Source organism: Sporosarcina psychrophila (assembly GCF_001590685.1).
Taxonomy (GTDB): domain Bacteria; phylum Bacillota; class Bacilli; order Bacillales_A; family Planococcaceae; genus Sporosarcina; species Sporosarcina psychrophila.
Genome location: NZ_CP014616.1, coordinates 3226580 through 3242096, shown reverse-complemented (window position 1 = coordinate 3242096; position 15517 = coordinate 3226580). Strand labels below are relative to the sequence as shown.

The window sequence follows — 15517 nt, the reverse complement described above, 5'->3', positions numbered from 1 at the left end:
ATGATGTTGCGGCTTGATCTGCAATTCTTCGCAGGGGAAAAGACCGAAAAAGCCACTCCTAAAAAACGTCAAGATTCTCGAAAAAAAGGCCAGGTTTTAAAAAGCCAGGATGTTACAAGTGCAATCCTGCTACTTGCCGTGTTCCTTTTCCTGTTTTTTGCCGCAGGATTTATGAGGGACCGCTTTTTCGTGTTTTTCCATCAGGCATTCACTGAATATATACCTATATCTAATCTAGATGAGGATCAGGCAATGCTCATTTATGGAGATGTCTTAATCCAAATGGCATTTCTTTTATTACCCGTCATGCTCATTGCCGTAGTTGCAGGGGTGGCAGGGAATCTATTTCAGTTCGGTTTGCTTCTTACTGCTGAACCATTGAAAATGGATTTGAAGAAAATAGATCCAATTAAAGGACTTAAGCGAATTTTTTCAATCCGTGCCATTATTGAATTAATGAAGTCGGTACTAAAAATTTCATTTATCGGAACAACTACAACACTTATCCTCATGTCGAATATCGATAAAGTACTAGGACTGGCATTTAAAAGCCCCTGGGACATATTAACGACGGTCGGGCAACTTGCCGCATTGATGGGAATAACGGCAGCATTTGTTTTGTTATTCATATCAATTCTTGACTTTATGTATCAAAAATATGACTATGAAAAAAATCTCCGAATGTCCAAACAGGATATTAAGGATGAATATAAAAACTCTGAAGGGGATCCCCTTATAAAATCTAAGATCAAGCAGCGCCAACGCGAAATGTCGATGCGACGTATGATGCAGGAAGTGCCCAATGCAGATGTCGTCATCACTAATCCGACCCATTATGCAATTGCACTGAAGTATAAGGATGGGGATATGGATGCGCCCATCGTTGTTGCAAAAGGTGTTGATTTCGTCGCTCAAAAGATTAAATTGATTGCCACTGAAAACAACATTGTCATGGTAGAAAACAGGCCACTTGCCAGAGCGCTCTATGACGATGTTGAAATTGGAGGAAGGATTCCTGAAGAGTTCTTCAAAGCAATAGCTGAAATACTCGCGTATGTATACAGAATTCAACGTAAAATTTGATTTGGCCAATAAGGAAGGATGTAGTTCAATTCCCCCTCTGTTGACCAAAAGCCTCGGACGTACAGGACGCAAATACACCGAGGCGTATTTGATTAAATAATAGAAAGTAGGGATGACATGCAATTCAGAGATATAGGAGTACTCGCGGCGGTAATCATGATCGTTGCGATGCTTGTCATCCCGCTTCCACCATGGCTTTTAAGTTTCTTGATAATTATAAATATTACACTTGGACTTTTAGTTCTTTTAACTGCCATGAACATGCAGGAAGCGTTACAGTTTTCAATTTTCCCTACCTTATTACTTTTGCTTACACTTTTCCGTTTGGGCCTTAACGTTTCAACGACTCGGGCAATTTTGTCAAACGGAGATGCGGGTGGAGTTGTTGAAACGTTCGGTACCTTTGTTACGGGAGGAAATATCGTCGTCGGTCTCGTTATCTTCGTCATCCTTGTCATTATTCAGTTTATCGTCATTACAAAAGGGGCGGAAAGGGTTTCTGAAGTAGCTGCCCGTTTTACGCTCGATGCAATGCCAGGGAAACAGATGAGTATCGATGCTGACTTGAACGCCGGTATGATTTCTGAAACAGAAGCACGAACGAGACGTGAAAAAGTCAGTAACGAAGCCGACTTTTATGGAGCAATGGATGGGGCAACAAAGTTCGTTAAAGGAGACGCAATTGCCGGTATTATTATCGTTATTATCAACCTACTTGTTGGGATGATAATAGGGGTAGCTCAAATGGGACTGCCATTTGCAGAAGCTGCCATCCTCTTCTCACAATTGACGGTCGGTGATGGTATCGTTTCACAAATACCAGCCCTCCTTATCTCAACTGCAACAGGTATTGTTGTTACACGTGCCGCGTCAAAAGGGAACTTGGGGTCTGATATAACAAATCAGCTTCTTGGACAGCCCAAACTTCTTTACGTCGCAGCTGTAACAGTGTTGTTACTTGGTCTTGCTACTCCTATTAATGACATATTTACACTTCCGATTGCAATTACACTTGCCGTCGCGGCCTATATAATGTCTAAGAAGGAAGTAGAAGATCCTAAAGAACTATTGGAGATGGAAGAAGATGTTGAAACGGAAGGTCTTAAAAGTCCAGAGAATGTCGTCAATCTACTTAATGTAGATCCAATCGAATTCGAGTTTGGCTATGGGCTTATCCCGCTCGTTGACGCGACGCAAGGGGGGGATTTACTCGACCGTGTCGTCATGATTCGTAGGCAGCTTGCAATTGAGCTGGGTCTTGTTATTCCGGTTGTTCGTATTAGGGATAATATCCAGTTACAACCAAATGAGTATAGAATTAAGATTAAGGGAAGTGAATTAGCAAGAGGGGAATTACTTCTCGATCACTACCTAGCGATGAGTCCGGGTGGAGATGATTCGATTGAAGGGATTGATACAATCGAGCCATCATTCGGACTTCCTGCCAAATGGATAACGGAAGATGTGAAAGAAGATGCAGAGATTCTCGGTTATACGGTTGTTGACCCGCCGAGTGTTGTGTCAACGCATCTGACAGAAGTCATTCGTGCGAATGCTGCGGATTTGATTGGCCGTCAAGAAACAAAACAACTTGTCGATCATGTGCGTGAAACATTCCCGATTCTTGTCGACGAGCTCACGCCTACGCCGTTATCGATTGGTGAAATTCAAAAAGTACTTGCGAAGTTGTTGAACGAGCATGTTTCGGTACGGAACTTGCCAATCATCTTTGAAACACTTGCGGATTATTCGAAATATACATCAGATGTTGACGTCTTAACAGAGTATGCTAGACAGGCTCTTGCAAGGCAAATTACAAATCAGTATGCATCGGCTGGGCAATCGCTTAAAGTGTTAACCGTCTCTGGCAAAGTTGAAAAAATGATTGCAGATAGTATCCAGCAAACGGAACAAGGTAATTATTTATCACTCGACCCACAACATTCCCAGGAAATCCTCGAGTCGATTGCTGGGGAAGTAGAACGTGTCGCATTGATGGATCAATCGCCGGTCGTTCTCTGTACGCCAGCAATCCGCATGTATTTGAGGCAAATAACGGAACGATACTTCCCTCAAATTCCAGTATTATCTTACAATGAACTTGAAGCTTCAATTGAAGTCCAAAGTGTTGGGGTGGTGGATATCTGATGAAAATGAAAAAATATACAGCGGAAACAATGGTAGAAGCCATGAAAAAAGTTCGTATGGACTTTGGGGATGATGCACTCATCCTTAGTTCAAATGTCGTTAAATCTAAAGGGTTTCTAGGCCTGTTTAAAAAGAAATCTGTGGAAGTTGTTGCGGGTTTTGATGAACCGGTTTCGAAAATAGAAGAAATTGTTCTTCCACCTACTTCATTGCACGTTGAAAGAGGTGACGATACGTCCGCAGCATTAAAAAAAGAAATGAGCGAAATGAAAAAGATGTTGAAGGATATGCAGCAAGCCGCTACTCATTCCCGTTTTCCGGATGAAGTGAAACCGTTACTTACTCATCTAGAAAAACAGGGATTGTCCACAAATATTATCACTGAGTTGGGTGAGGATCTTTACGATAGGATGAAAGCGGAGAAAAAAGATTTCACAAATGAAGAACAACTACTCATCGTAAAACAACTTCTTGAACGGCAAATCGGTGAATTGCCGTTCGGGGGCATTTCTTTCAATAAAAAGTTCATTAATGTTCTTGGACCAACAGGGGTTGGAAAGACCACAACCATTGCTAAAATTGCTGCAAGGGCACTTCTTGAAAAGAAGAAGAAGATCGGTTTTATCACCACTGACACGTACCGAATTGCAGCAATTGAACAGCTACGTACATATGCGAACTTGTTACAAGCTCCTGTAGAGATTGCATATAACAGCAAGGATTTCGAACAAGCAATCGAAAAATTGGCTGACCGTGACCTGATATTTATTGATACGGCAGGTCGAAATTACAAAGAGGCTAAATTCGTAGAAGATTTGACACGTTTAATCGATTTTTCGCTTGATATGGAATCGTATCTTGTTCTTTCAATGACGTCTAAAGAGGAAGACATGCGGGCAATTATTGAACAGTTCAAGTCATTTTCGGTTGAAAAGTTCATCTTCACGAAAATGGATGAAACCGGTTCAATTGGTCCGATGTTTAATCTTATGAAGGACTATGGTATTGGAACCGCGTATTACACGGATGGTCAGGAAGTGCCGGAAGATATTACCGAGGCAGATAGTACGAAACTGATTTCATTGTTAGTAAAGGGTGCTCATGATGCGTGATCAGGCGGAAACACTTAGGCTCAAGATGCTGAAGTCCCAAGGTAAACTGTCAAAATCGATTGCCATTGTCAGTGGTAAAGGGGGTGTTGGGAAATCGAATTTCTCAACAAATTTCGCCCATGCGCTTTTAGCTAAAGGTAAAAAAGTAATTATCATTGATATGGACATTGGAATGGGCAACATCCACATTCTTCTTGGTATGGCACCGCGGAATAGTTTGACAGACTATTTACTTAATAAGGTAGAAATTGATGAAGTGGTAAATGAAGCGCCTGGAGGTTTGTCGTTCATTTCTGGGGGTTCTGGGCTGGATATGGTGATGGAATGGTCAGCAGCTATGTTCGATAGGCTAATCCAAGCGTTTGAATATTTACAACAAAAATATGATTTTATCTTGTTTGATATGGGAGCGGGGGCAACGCAACGTTCAATCGAATTGATTGTCGCTGTCGATGAAATTATTGTCATTTCGACAACTGAACCAACATCCATCACGGATGCCTATTCCATGATGAAATTTATTTGTTTGCAAGATCCCGATAAGGTATTCAGCATCGTCAGTAACCGTGTTTCAAAGGGGGATGATGGCAATGATGCTGTAACGAGACTTCAATATGCTATGCGTAAGTTCTTAGGGAAAGAGACTAAGATTCTTGGCTTCCTACCTGAAGATCCTGTAGTTCATAAGGCTGTACTTGCACAGGAGCCATTTTTACTGCTATATCCCAAAGCTCCTATATCCCAAAGAATGATGGCAATTGCAGAGTCGTTTGTTAGTCCAAGTTCTGAAGAGGGGTTCAAACAAGGAGAAGGATTCCTCGGTAAAATGAGAAGTATATTTGCGAAAGGGCGTGGATGATTTGAATACAGGCAATCGTAAGAAAGTGTTGGTTGTGGATGATTCGGCATTTATGCGTAAGCTTATATCTGACTTCCTGTCGGGCCATCCGGAAATTGAAGTAATAGGAACTGCACGCAATGGTAAAGAGGCCGTCGAAAAAGTAGAAACTTTGAAGCCGGACGTTGTGACCATGGATATTGAAATGCCAATTATGGATGGTCTCGAAGCGTTAAAAGAAATTATGTCGCGCAATCCATTGCCGATTGTCATGTTGTCGAGCACAACAAAAATTGGTGCGGAGAACACCATGCTCGCTATGGAATACGGTGCAGTTGACTTCGTTGCGAAACCGGGTGGGGCAATATCCTTGAATCTTCACGAGGTGAAGGAAGAAATTCTAGGAAAAGTCATTGCCGCTTCAGAGGTACGGCTGGCTACGCTGACAAGAAAAATTACGGGGCGACGTTTGACGCATGTGATTAGTTCAAACCCAGTTACTAAACCGGTTGGAAAAGTTGCTGAAATACCTACCTTTATCCCTAGTCGGAGTCAGTTAACGAATGTGTCCAAAAATAAGATTCCCAAAACAGGCAAAACATTTGTTATAATAGGCACATCGACAGGGGGACCTAGGGCACTGCAAGAAGTGCTGACGGGTATACCCGCATTAATCGGTGTTCCAATTCTAGTTGTTCAACATATGCCTCCAGGTTTTACAAAATCCCTTGCAGATAGACTGGACGGTCTTTGTGATATTCATGTAAAAGAAGCAGAAGATGGCGAGTTGCTTGAAAATGGTACAGCCTATATTGCACCGGGTGGCAAACATCTTAAAATGATGAAAAAAGGCATGTTCTATTATGTTCGGCTAGATGCAGTGGATCCTCCACGAGCGGGACATCGCCCATCCGTTGATGTTCTGTTGGAGTCAGCTGCCGAGAATACAGAGTTGAACTTTTTGACCGTTATCATGACAGGCATGGGGTATGACGGGAAAAACGGTATGGAAGTGTTACGAAAAAATGGTAAAACAATTACTATTGCAGAATCGGCAAAGACATCAGTCGTATATGGCATGCCAAAAGCAATAAAAGAAGCTGGTTTTGCCGATGAGGTCGTTGACTTACACGATATTTCAGAATCGATTATTGGTATTATAAAGTCTTGAAGGAGGCGTCACGATGGATACAAATCAATACTTGGAAATGTTTATAGATGAGAGTAAGGAGCATCTACAAGCATGCAACGAACATCTGTTGGAACTCGAGAAAAACCCGCTAGATCTTGCCATTGTAAATGAAGTATTCCGGTCCGCTCATACGTTGAAAGGGATGTCGGCAACAATGGGATATGAAGACATCGCCGATCTTACACATATGATGGAAAATGTATTGGACGCAATCCGTAATTCGAAAATTCGTGTTACAGCTGAAATTTTGGATGTCGTTTTTCAAGCTGTCGATTACCTTGAAGAGATGGTGATGGATATCGCCTCAGGTGGAACCGGTAAGAAGGATGTAACCAAACTTGTTGAATCATTGAACAGGATTGAAGTTGGTGGGGCGGTGGTAGCTGAAACTGCAGCAGCTGTTGTACTAGAAGATAAAGTTAGCCATGAAGATTCACTTCGTTATGATGGGTACGAAATGACTGTCCTTAGTCAATCATTTGAGCAAGGATTTAGCGCATTTGAAATTAATGTGAAACTACGAGACGATTGTTTATTGAAAGCAGCAAGGGTGTATATGGTATTTGAAATACTGGAAAAATCCGGTGAAATCATTAAATCTGAGCCCAAAGTAGAACGGCTAGAAAATGAAGACTTTAACGAAACGTTTACAGTGGCGCTTATTACAAAAGAAGATGCGGATGTTTTGAAAGCCAAAGTATTAAAAGTGTCCGAAATTGAAAGCGTGACTGTCATACCTGTTACAACTGATTATTTGATGCGTGATACAGATGAAGAGTCCGCTAAAGAGTCAGAATCGATTACGCCTACTACTATAGATGCAGATGCTAAAAAAGGGAAACGCAACTCAGGCGTACAATCCGGTAATAAAACAATTCGTGTGAATATTGATAGACTTGATGTTCTCATGAATCTTTTCGAAGAGCTGATCATTGATCGGGGAAGACTTCAATCAATTGCAAGTGAAATCCATAACCCAGAATTGAATGAAACGGTCGAACGGATTACACGTGTATCTGGTGACTTGCAAAACATCATCTTGAACATGCGCATGATACCGGTTGAGACTGTATTCAATCGTTTCCCTAAAATGGTCAGGCAGTTGGCACGTGATCTTAACAAGAAAGTTGAACTCGAAATCATTGGAGCTGAAACTGAACTTGATCGAACAGTTATTGACGAAATCGGGGATCCGCTTGTTCACTTGATTCGTAATGCACTGGATCATGGTATCGAAAGTCCGGCTGAGCGTGTTGCCAAAGGGAAGCCTGAAGAAGGTACTGTAACTTTACGTGCTTATCATTCAGGTAATCATGTATTTATAGAGCTTGAAGACGATGGAGCCGGTGTCAATCGTGAACGTGTACTTGCAAAAGCAATTAAAAGTGGCATTGTAACAAAAGAGACAGCTGAAACACTGACGGACCGTCAAGTAGCTGAACTCATTCTGGCATCTGGATTCTCGACAGCTGAAAAAATTTCGGATGTATCTGGACGCGGTGTAGGGTTAGATGTCGTGAAAAATACCATTGAATCGCTCGGCGGGTTTATGTCAATTGAATCGAAAGAAGGACAAGGTTCCTTATTCCAAGTTCAACTTCCATTAACCTTATCAATCATTTCCGTTATGCTAGTAGAATTGAAAAAAGAAGTGTTTGCAATTCCTTTGTCATCAATCATTGAGACGGCTATCATTCAGACTTCTGAAATTATGAATGCGCATAACCAACAAGTTATCGATTTCCGTGGCAATATCATACCACTATTAAATTTGACGGAAATTTTCGAAATACCAGAACAAAATGGTGAGTTGGATGGCTATCAGTCTGTAGTTATTGTCCGTAAAGGCGAAAGATTAGCGGGACTGGTTGTCGATTCATTCATTGGGCAACAGGAAATTGTGTTGAAATCGCTTGGTAATTATTTGCAAAGTGTATTCGCGATATCCGGTGCAACGATTCTTGGAAATGGACAAGTTGCACTCATTGTCGATTGCAACGCATTGATTAAATAAGCGGGGGTGAAAAATATGACTGATAAACTCAATCAAAAAGAAATGAAAGTAATTGTTTTTCAATTGTTAGATATGGAATATGCCATCAGTGTCGATATCGTTCAGTCAATCGAAAAAGTGCTTTCGATTACCCGGGTTCCCAAAACGCCAGCTTATGTTAAAGGAGTTATTAACCTTAGAGGGATCGTTACGCCAATTGTCGACTTACGTGAGCGGTTTGGTCTCGCATCAAAAGAGATGGATGACAGTACAAGAATAATAATTGTCACGTTAGATGAATATGATGTAGGGCTGATTGTAGATGCTGCGAATGATGTACTCGACATTCCAGTGAATGCAATCGAACCACAACCAGAAGTCGTCGGTACTATAGAGTCAGACTTCATATCCGGCGTCGCTAAAGTGGAAAAACATCTTCTTGTTATGCTGAATCTAGATAAAGTTCTTGAGCCCGTGAAGCGGGTGGCATCAGATGAATTCTGATAATAAAATTACGGACATGCATCTTGATGTCTTGAAAGAAGTGGGGAATATTGGAGCGGCACACGCGGCAACTTCATTGTCACAACTGCTTAACCGTAAAATTGATATGCATGTTCCGAATGTCAAACTAGTGTCATTTGATGAGATGTTTGACCTTGCCGGTGGTGCTGAAACAATAGTAGCTGGAATCTTCCTCCGAATTGAGGGAGATTTGTCCGGCAGTATGTTTTTTGTGCTACCCGTGGAATCAGCAAATCATTTCATCAGAAGATTGATTGAGGACGAGACATTCGATTTTGCCTCTCCTAATCTTCCTGAAATAGGAGTATCCGCCATGCAAGAACTTGGCAATATTCTTTCAGGTTCATATTTGTCCGCACTGTCCGATTTTACGGGCTTGAAAATTTATCCTACAGTACCTTCGTTAAGTGTCGACATGGTTGGTGCAATCGTCAGTTTCGGGCTTATTGAAATCTCTCATTATAGCGATGAAGTCATCGTTATTGACACGCAGATTCGTGAGGAAGGTGAGGAAGGAATTTCAAGTGTAAACGGTCACTTTTTCCTGCTTCCGGACCCCCCATCTTACGTTACTATTTTCCGTTCACTAGGTGTAATGTGAGATGATGATTTTGAACGAGGTAATTCGGGTAGGAATCGCGGATATGAATATCGTCAAGGAACCGATGACAATTAGAACTTCAGGTCTGGGTTCATGTGTCGGAATTGTACTCTACGATGAGCGTAAAAAGATTGCGGGAATGGTACATATCATGCTTCCGGATTCCAGTCTTGGTAAATCGGATCGCATTAATGTCGCTAAGTTTGCGGATACCGGTATTTATGCGTTGATGGAATTGCTCAAGGCGGAAGGTGTCAGACCGATGGCTTTGAAGGCGAAAATTGCGGGTGGTTCACAAATGTTTCAATTCGGTTCAAGCGACACGATTCGCATTGGTCCGCGAAACGTTGAAGCCGTTAAACAAGAATTGAAACGATTGTCTATCCCGATTATTGCTGAAGACACCGGGGGCTCGAGCGGCCGTACAATTGAATTTAATCCTACAGAATCAATGCTTAACATCCGAACAGTAAATTTAGGAACGAAGGAAATTTGAAGATAGAGCGGATGAATTCGACCGCTGGATAATTACGCATGGTGGCTGATTAGTTCAGTCGCCTTTTTTGCACCAAGAAACTATAAATCTCTTGGCCTATGGATAACCAGTGGAAAGTGCTAGTTAACGTCCAGTCCCCAGCGTCTAGAGGGCCGGTTCATAAAACGCCTTTGAACAGGCACTTGCGCATTTTTTCTGTTTCTTTGCTATAATATGAGTAACTATGACGGAATCACCATGGAAAGTGAGGGATTCGATGTCGAAACAGGATTTGATGGAGGAAGCCGTATGTTGGGACCTGTGGATTCAAAATCGTGATCCCGAAGCAGGAGACATACTTGTCCGTAAGTACACGCCGCTTGTCAGCTATCATGTGCAACGGATTAGCTCTGGATTGCCCCGTAACGTTTCTCGTGACGACATAATGAGTCTAGGACTTCACGGTCTATTTGATGCGTTGACGAAATTCGATCCAGGCAGGGATTTAAAATTTGATACGTATGCATCTTTTCGTATCCGTGGCACCATTATCGATGGCTTGCGGAAAGAAGATTGGTTACCGCGTTCTTCTAGGGAGAAATCCAAAAAACAAGAAGAAGAAATTATGAAGCTTGAGCAAAAGCTGCAACGTCATGCTACACCAGAAGAAATTGCTGAGCACATGGGAATAAGTGTAGATCAGGTATATCAGACTGTCCATGAACATTATTTTTCAAACGTCCTTTCTATTGATGAGAAAGTCAATGACGATGACGATGAAGGACAAAAGTCGTTTATCATAAAGGATGAAGGTACAAAGACTCCTGAGCAGAAGACTATGATGACTGAATTGATTGGTGACTTGATTACTAAAATCAATGAACTAAATAAAAATGAACAGCTTGTATTGAGCTTTTTTTATACAGAAGAAATGACTCTTACAGAAATCGGTGAGATTTTAGGTTTATCTACGTCGCGGATTTCTCAAATTCACTCGAAAGCGCTATTCAAACTTCGCAAACTATTAGCAACTGAAATTGTTGATGGAGGGATCTTATGAGTTTGAAGGGGATTGAACTGCAAATTGCGATACCCAAGACCTTCGATGCGGGAAAAATCGCAGAACAAAAGCACCAACAAACCCAATTAAACTTAGATCATGCCAATTCACTTATGGAACGGCAAGCGTTAAAAGGCAAAGAAACTGTCTTGGAATCGGAAGAGGCAGCGAAGGCGGCGGCAGACGGACATCGACAGGAACATGATCAAGGAGAGTTACAAAACGGAGACCACCAACAAAATGAAGAGGAAAAGAAGACGATACACCCCTATAAAGGTGCGTTTGTTGACTTTACAGGCTAATGACGATGATAACGATTTTTTTAGTGTTTTTATTCATCATACAAATAATAAGTTTTTACTTCCTAGCTTTGCTTTACACTAAAGTTACGAAGTTTGATGATCTCGAAAAAAAACAGCGCAAGCTTATGGCTGAAATGGATAATTCGATTGTTGCATACTTATCGGAGTTGAAAGACGAGAATGAGCGCTTAATTGAACAGCTTACAGTCTATGCTCAACAACCTGCTGTCAAAAAAACAACTGTAAGTGCTTCACAAGAACCTGCGGCTTCTGAAGAAGTTCGGCCCGTAATACGTGCCAGCATACCTAAAATGCCAGTTAATCTTGCTCTCAAGTCTTATAAGGCAGCAGGACAGGCCACTGAGGAGTCTAAGGCGCCAGTTGAAGCCGAGGATGCAAGAACACAGGTAATTAGACTGCACGACGCGGGGCAGTCCATAGAAGAAATTGCTAAGCAACTAGGCAAAGGGCGTACAGAGATAGAGTTAATCTTGAAATTCAGATGAAGTATATATGTTAAACAAATGAATACCTATATAAACTAAACAAAGGTGCCTTACAAGGGCAGTCGACGTGAATTTAATAGGATTCTTCATTATAAACTATGAAGGTTGCAATAAAGATAATCATATGGTATATTATCGAATGGTAATACTACACACGTGGACGGACGTCAGGAATGGTGCCGAGAGGTCGTTTTGGCGGATGAGGTGCACGGAGGGAATTAAACCAAAACAGGAGGAATACAAAATGTCAGTTATCTCAATGAAACAACTGCTTGAAGCCGGAGTACACTTCGGTCACCAAACACGCCGCTGGAACCCGAAAATGAAGAAATTCATCTTCGTGGAACGTAACGGAATCTACATCATCGATTTACAAAAAACGGTGAAAAAACTTGAAGAAGCTTACGCATTCATGCGTCAAGTTGGTGCTGATGGCGGTAAAGTTCTATTCGTCGGTACTAAAAAACAAGCACAAGATGCAATTAAAGAAGAAGCTGAACGCGCTGGAATGTATTATATTAACCAACGCTGGCTTGGTGGAACACTTACAAACTTTGGCACAATCCAAAAACGTGTTGCACGTATGAAACAAATCGAGAAAATGGAAGAAGACGGTACATTTGACGTACTTCCTAAAAAAGAAGTTGGACAACTTAAGAAACAACACGAACGTCTTGTGAAATTCCTTGGCGGAATCCGTGATATGAAAGCAATTCCGGATGTTATGTTCGTTGTTGACCCACGCAAAGAACGCATCGCGGTTGCTGAAGCAATCAAATTGAACATTCCACTAGTTGGAATCGTTGACACGAACTGTGATCCAGACGAAATTGACTACATCATTCCTGCGAATGATGATGCAATTCGCGCAGTACGTCTATTGACTAGCAAAATGGCTGATGCTTTGCTTGAATCAAGACAAGGTGAAGACGAAGAAGCGACTCAAGAAGAAACTGTAGCTGCAGAGTAAATCCAGTAAATGAAAAGACGATAAGCGGCTTATACCCTTATCGTCTTTTTTCGGAATTGATGGCATAAATAGGAGGAATGGAAAAAATGAAAATTACAGCGCAAATGGTTAAGGAATTACGGGAAAAAACAGGTACAGGTATGATGGACTGTAAAAAAGCGTTAACAGAAACAAACGGTGACATGGAAGCGGCAATTGATTTCCTACGTGAAAAAGGTCTTTCTAGTTCTGCTAAGAAAGCGGATCGTATTGCTGCAGACGGTACAACGTATATTCATGTTGACGGTAACGAAGCAATTATTCTTGAAGTGAACGCAGAAACTGATTTCGTAGCTAAAAATGAAGGTTTCCAAACACTTGTAAACGATCTTGCTGTACACCTTCTTGCTACAAAGCCTGCTACAGTCGAAGAGGCAGTTGCATCTACATTGCCAAACGGATTGTCAGTAGCGGATCATATTTCAAACACTGTTGCTAAAATCGGTGAGAAAATTACACTTCGTCGTTATGAAATTCGTACGAAAACAGATAACGATGCTTTCGGACCATATTTGCACATGGGTGGACGAATCAGTGTTCTTACTATTGTTGAAGGTTCAACAGATTCAGATGCAGCAAAAGACGTTGCAATGCACATTGCAGCATTGAATCCGAAATACGTTTCACGTGACCAAGTTTCTGCTGAAGAAGTTGAGCACGAACGTAAAATCCTTACAGAACAAGCACTTAACGAAGGTAAACCAGAAAACATCGTTGCGAAAATGGTTGAAGGCCGTATCGGTAAATACTTCGAAGATATTTGTGTACTTGATCAGGCATTTGTTAAAAATTCCGATCAAAAAGTTGGCGATTTCGTGAAATCAACTGGCGGTACATTGAAAGAATTTATCCGTTATGCAGTTGGTGAAGGTATTGAAAAACCTGAAGATAACTTCGCAGATGAAGTTATGAGCCAAGTTAAAGGTAACTGAGCCGTTATAGACTAACAAATGGGGAACACATGCGTGTGTTCCCCATTTTTCAAGAGCTAAGAAAGTATAAGTTTTTCAACATGGAACAGTGTCTAGCTCCAGGCGCCTAGGAGATAGGGTCATAAGCCAGTCCGGCTATGTGGGCAAAGAACGCCACGTCACCGGCCCATCTTATGCATGTCGTGGGCCTACAGGCTGCGTTCATTTATAATAGGCGCTTGTGCTTTTCTTAAGAAAAAAGAATAGATGGAGGATACAAATGAGCAATCCAAAATATAAACGTATCGTCTTGAAATTAAGCGGAGAAGCACTTGCTGGTGATCAAGGTTTCGGTCTATCGCCAGAAGTTATTAAAAACGTTGCAATACAAGTGAAAGAAGTTGTTGACCTAGATGTCGAAGTTGCCGTTGTTGTCGGAGGCGGAAATATTTGGCGTGGTAAAGTTGGCAGTGAAATGGGAATGGATCGTGCGACAGCAGATTACATGGGCATGCTCGCTACGGTTATGAATTCCCTTGCTCTACAAGATTCACTTGAGAAAATTGGCGTTGAAACTCGCGTCTCTTCATCAATTGAAATGAGACAAGTTGCGGAACCATACATACGCCGCAAAGCAATCCGCCATCTTGAAAAGAAACGGGTCGTCATTTTTGCAGCAGGTACGGGGAATCCGTATTTCTCAACTGATACGACAGCAGCGCTCCGCGCAGCTGAAATTGAAGCGGACGTCATTCTTATGGCGAAAAACAATGTGGACGGCGTTTATTCAGCTGACCCGGCTAAAGATAAGAATGCAGTTAAATACTTAGAACTATCGTTTTTGGATGTCATTAACCAAGGGCTTGAAGTAATGGATTCAACGGCTTCAACTCTATGTATGGACAACGATATCCCACTCGTAGTATTCTCTATTATGGAAAATGGAAATATTAAGAGAGCCGTCCTAGGTGAATCGATCGGGACGGTCGTCAGGAGGAATTTATAATGGCTAACGAAGTAATGGATCAAGCGAAAGATCGTATGGAAAAAGCAATTGGTGGATATACGAGAGAACTAGCTTCTATTCGTGCAGGACGTGCAAGCGCTGCAATGCTGGACAGATTAACTGTTGAGTATTACGGTGCTCCTACTCCAATATCACAGATGGCTGGTATTTCAGTACCTGAGGCACGTCTGCTTGTCATTCAACCCTATGACAAGACAATACTTGCTGATATTGAAAAGGCAATCATGAAATCGGATATCGGAATTACACCTTCTAATGATGGTAGCGTTATCCGCCTTGCTGTTCCAGCATTGACAGAAGATCGCCGAAAAGAACTTGTGAAATCTGTGAAAAAAGAAGCAGAGGAAGCAAAAATAGCGATACGTAATGTTCGTCGTGATGCGAATGAAGATTTCAAGAAACTTGAAAAAAGTAGTTCAATTACTGAGGATGAACTACACCGTTATGGTGAAGAAATCCAAAAGTTGACGGATTCACAAATCGTGAGAATCGATGAAATTGCAAAAGATAAAGAAAACGAAATCATGGAAATCTGATAGAAGAACTTTCTATATTCCGAGACGTCCTTATTTCAGGACGTCTTTTTCTTTGCTTAGGAAATTATAGAGTTCTTGGCCTGTGGATAACCTATGAAAGGCGATATTCCACGCCGAGACTCCAACGCCGCTGACCAGGCATTTCCGCTATTGTTCTTTTGAACAGCAATAAAAAATGAAATTAGCCGTCTAATTTGTT

At 41.6% G+C, this 15517-nt stretch carries 16 protein-coding genes; all 16 read left to right on the top strand.

From position 1 onward, the window contains the following. Positions 1-1083 carry a flagellar biosynthesis protein FlhB gene (flhB, locus tag AZE41_RS15455; RefSeq protein WP_067211211.1) on the top strand — a complete coding sequence of 361 codons (1083 nt, stop codon included), beginning with the start codon at positions 1-3 and terminating at the stop codon, positions 1081-1083. 117 nt (positions 1084-1200) lie between these two features. Then, the gene (gene flhA, locus AZE41_RS15450) at positions 1201-3231 is read left to right on the top strand and encodes a flagellar biosynthesis protein FlhA (protein ID WP_067211208.1); all 2031 of its coding nucleotides are present in this window, start codon (positions 1201-1203) and stop codon (positions 3229-3231) included. Next, positions 3231-4343, top strand: coding sequence for a flagellar biosynthesis GTPase FlhF (gene flhF / locus AZE41_RS15445; protein WP_067211205.1), 1113 nt, complete (start codon positions 3231-3233; stop codon positions 4341-4343). The genes flhA and flhF overlap by 1 nt, the downstream gene beginning before the upstream one ends. Further along, positions 4333-5202, top strand: a complete 870-nt coding sequence (locus tag AZE41_RS15440) for a MinD/ParA family protein (protein WP_231885694.1) — start codon at positions 4333-4335, stop codon at positions 5200-5202. The genes flhF and AZE41_RS15440 overlap by 11 nt, the downstream gene beginning before the upstream one ends. Then, the gene (locus tag AZE41_RS15435; RefSeq protein WP_418064628.1) at positions 5183-6352 is read left to right on the top strand and encodes a protein-glutamate methylesterase/protein-glutamine glutaminase; all 1170 of its coding nucleotides are present in this window, start codon (positions 5183-5185) and stop codon (positions 6350-6352) included. The genes AZE41_RS15440 and AZE41_RS15435 overlap by 20 nt, the downstream gene beginning before the upstream one ends. A gap of 13 nt (positions 6353-6365) precedes the next feature. Then, the gene (locus tag AZE41_RS15430; RefSeq protein WP_067211199.1) at positions 6366-8387 is read left to right on the top strand and encodes a chemotaxis protein CheA; all 2022 of its coding nucleotides are present in this window, start codon (positions 6366-6368) and stop codon (positions 8385-8387) included. A 15-nt stretch (positions 8388-8402) separates the two neighbouring features. Then, positions 8403-8870 carry a chemotaxis protein CheW gene (locus AZE41_RS15425; RefSeq protein WP_067211196.1) on the top strand — a complete coding sequence of 156 codons (468 nt, stop codon included), beginning with the start codon at positions 8403-8405 and terminating at the stop codon, positions 8868-8870. Beyond that, positions 8860-9492: a chemotaxis protein CheC gene (locus tag AZE41_RS15420; protein ID WP_067211194.1), complete on the top strand. Its 633-nt coding sequence runs from the start codon at positions 8860-8862 to the stop codon at positions 9490-9492. The genes AZE41_RS15425 and AZE41_RS15420 overlap by 11 nt, the downstream gene beginning before the upstream one ends. 1 nt (position 9493) lies before the next feature. Beyond that, positions 9494-9988 carry a chemotaxis protein CheD gene (locus AZE41_RS15415; RefSeq protein ID WP_197485330.1) on the top strand — a complete coding sequence of 165 codons (495 nt, stop codon included), beginning with the start codon at positions 9494-9496 and terminating at the stop codon, positions 9986-9988. A gap of 256 nt (positions 9989-10244) precedes the next feature. Continuing rightward, on the top strand, positions 10245-11027 hold the full coding sequence (locus AZE41_RS15410) for a FliA/WhiG family RNA polymerase sigma factor (protein ID WP_067211191.1): 783 nt from the start codon (positions 10245-10247) through the stop codon (positions 11025-11027). Further along, entirely contained in the window at positions 11024-11329 is a 306-nt protein-coding gene (locus AZE41_RS15405; RefSeq protein ID WP_067211189.1) for a hypothetical protein, read from the top strand. The genes AZE41_RS15410 and AZE41_RS15405 overlap by 4 nt, the downstream gene beginning before the upstream one ends. 5 nt (positions 11330-11334) lie before the next feature. Beyond that, positions 11335-11835, top strand: coding sequence for a DUF6115 domain-containing protein (locus tag AZE41_RS15400; protein WP_156476071.1), 501 nt, complete (start codon positions 11335-11337; stop codon positions 11833-11835). Between the two features lie 244 nt (positions 11836-12079). Further along, on the top strand, positions 12080-12805 hold the full coding sequence (gene rpsB / locus AZE41_RS15395) for a 30S ribosomal protein S2 (RefSeq protein WP_067211184.1): 726 nt from the start codon (positions 12080-12082) through the stop codon (positions 12803-12805). 86 nt (positions 12806-12891) lie between these two features. Further along, positions 12892-13776 (top strand): translation elongation factor Ts, encoded by an 885-nt coding sequence (tsf, locus tag AZE41_RS15390; protein ID WP_067211181.1) that lies wholly within the window; start codon positions 12892-12894, stop codon positions 13774-13776. A gap of 259 nt (positions 13777-14035) precedes the next feature. Further along, positions 14036-14761, top strand: a complete 726-nt coding sequence (pyrH, locus tag AZE41_RS15385) for a UMP kinase (protein ID WP_067211178.1) — start codon at positions 14036-14038, stop codon at positions 14759-14761. Beyond that, a complete protein-coding gene (gene frr / locus AZE41_RS15380) occupies positions 14761-15318 on the top strand; it encodes a ribosome recycling factor (protein WP_067211177.1) in 558 nt (185 codons plus the stop codon). Before pyrH ends, frr begins: the two co-directional genes overlap by 1 nt. The last annotated feature ends 199 nt before the right edge of the window (positions 15319-15517 follow it).

Excerpts from the sequence above, each read along its gene's own strand:
- AZE41_RS15415 (WP_197485330.1), top strand. The coding sequence starts at position 9,494 with ATGATGATTTTGAACGAGGTAATTCGGGTAGGAATCGCGGATATGAAT.
- AZE41_RS15440 (WP_231885694.1), top strand. The coding sequence starts at position 4,333 with ATGATGCGTGATCAGGCGGAAACACTTAGGCTCAAGATGCTGAAGTCC.
- frr (WP_067211177.1), top strand. The coding sequence starts at position 14,761 with ATGGCTAACGAAGTAATGGATCAAGCGAAAGATCGTATGGAAAAAGCA.
- AZE41_RS15410 (WP_067211191.1), top strand. The coding sequence starts at position 10,245 with ATGTCGAAACAGGATTTGATGGAGGAAGCCGTATGTTGGGACCTGTGG.
- flhA (WP_067211208.1), top strand. The coding sequence starts at position 1,201 with ATGCAATTCAGAGATATAGGAGTACTCGCGGCGGTAATCATGATCGTT.
- AZE41_RS15420 (WP_067211194.1), top strand. The coding sequence starts at position 8,860 with ATGAATTCTGATAATAAAATTACGGACATGCATCTTGATGTCTTGAAA.
- AZE41_RS15405 (WP_067211189.1), top strand. The coding sequence starts at position 11,024 with ATGAGTTTGAAGGGGATTGAACTGCAAATTGCGATACCCAAGACCTTC.
- AZE41_RS15400 (WP_156476071.1), top strand. The coding sequence starts at position 11,335 with ATGATAACGATTTTTTTAGTGTTTTTATTCATCATACAAATAATAAGT.
- flhB (WP_067211211.1), top strand. The coding sequence starts at position 1 with ATGATGTTGCGGCTTGATCTGCAATTCTTCGCAGGGGAAAAGACCGAA.
- pyrH (WP_067211178.1), top strand. The coding sequence starts at position 14,036 with ATGAGCAATCCAAAATATAAACGTATCGTCTTGAAATTAAGCGGAGAA.
- AZE41_RS15425 (WP_067211196.1), top strand. The coding sequence starts at position 8,403 with ATGACTGATAAACTCAATCAAAAAGAAATGAAAGTAATTGTTTTTCAA.
- rpsB (WP_067211184.1), top strand. The coding sequence starts at position 12,080 with ATGTCAGTTATCTCAATGAAACAACTGCTTGAAGCCGGAGTACACTTC.
- flhF (WP_067211205.1), top strand. The coding sequence starts at position 3,231 with ATGAAAATGAAAAAATATACAGCGGAAACAATGGTAGAAGCCATGAAA.
- tsf (WP_067211181.1), top strand. The coding sequence starts at position 12,892 with ATGAAAATTACAGCGCAAATGGTTAAGGAATTACGGGAAAAAACAGGT.
- AZE41_RS15430 (WP_067211199.1), top strand. The coding sequence starts at position 6,366 with ATGGATACAAATCAATACTTGGAAATGTTTATAGATGAGAGTAAGGAG.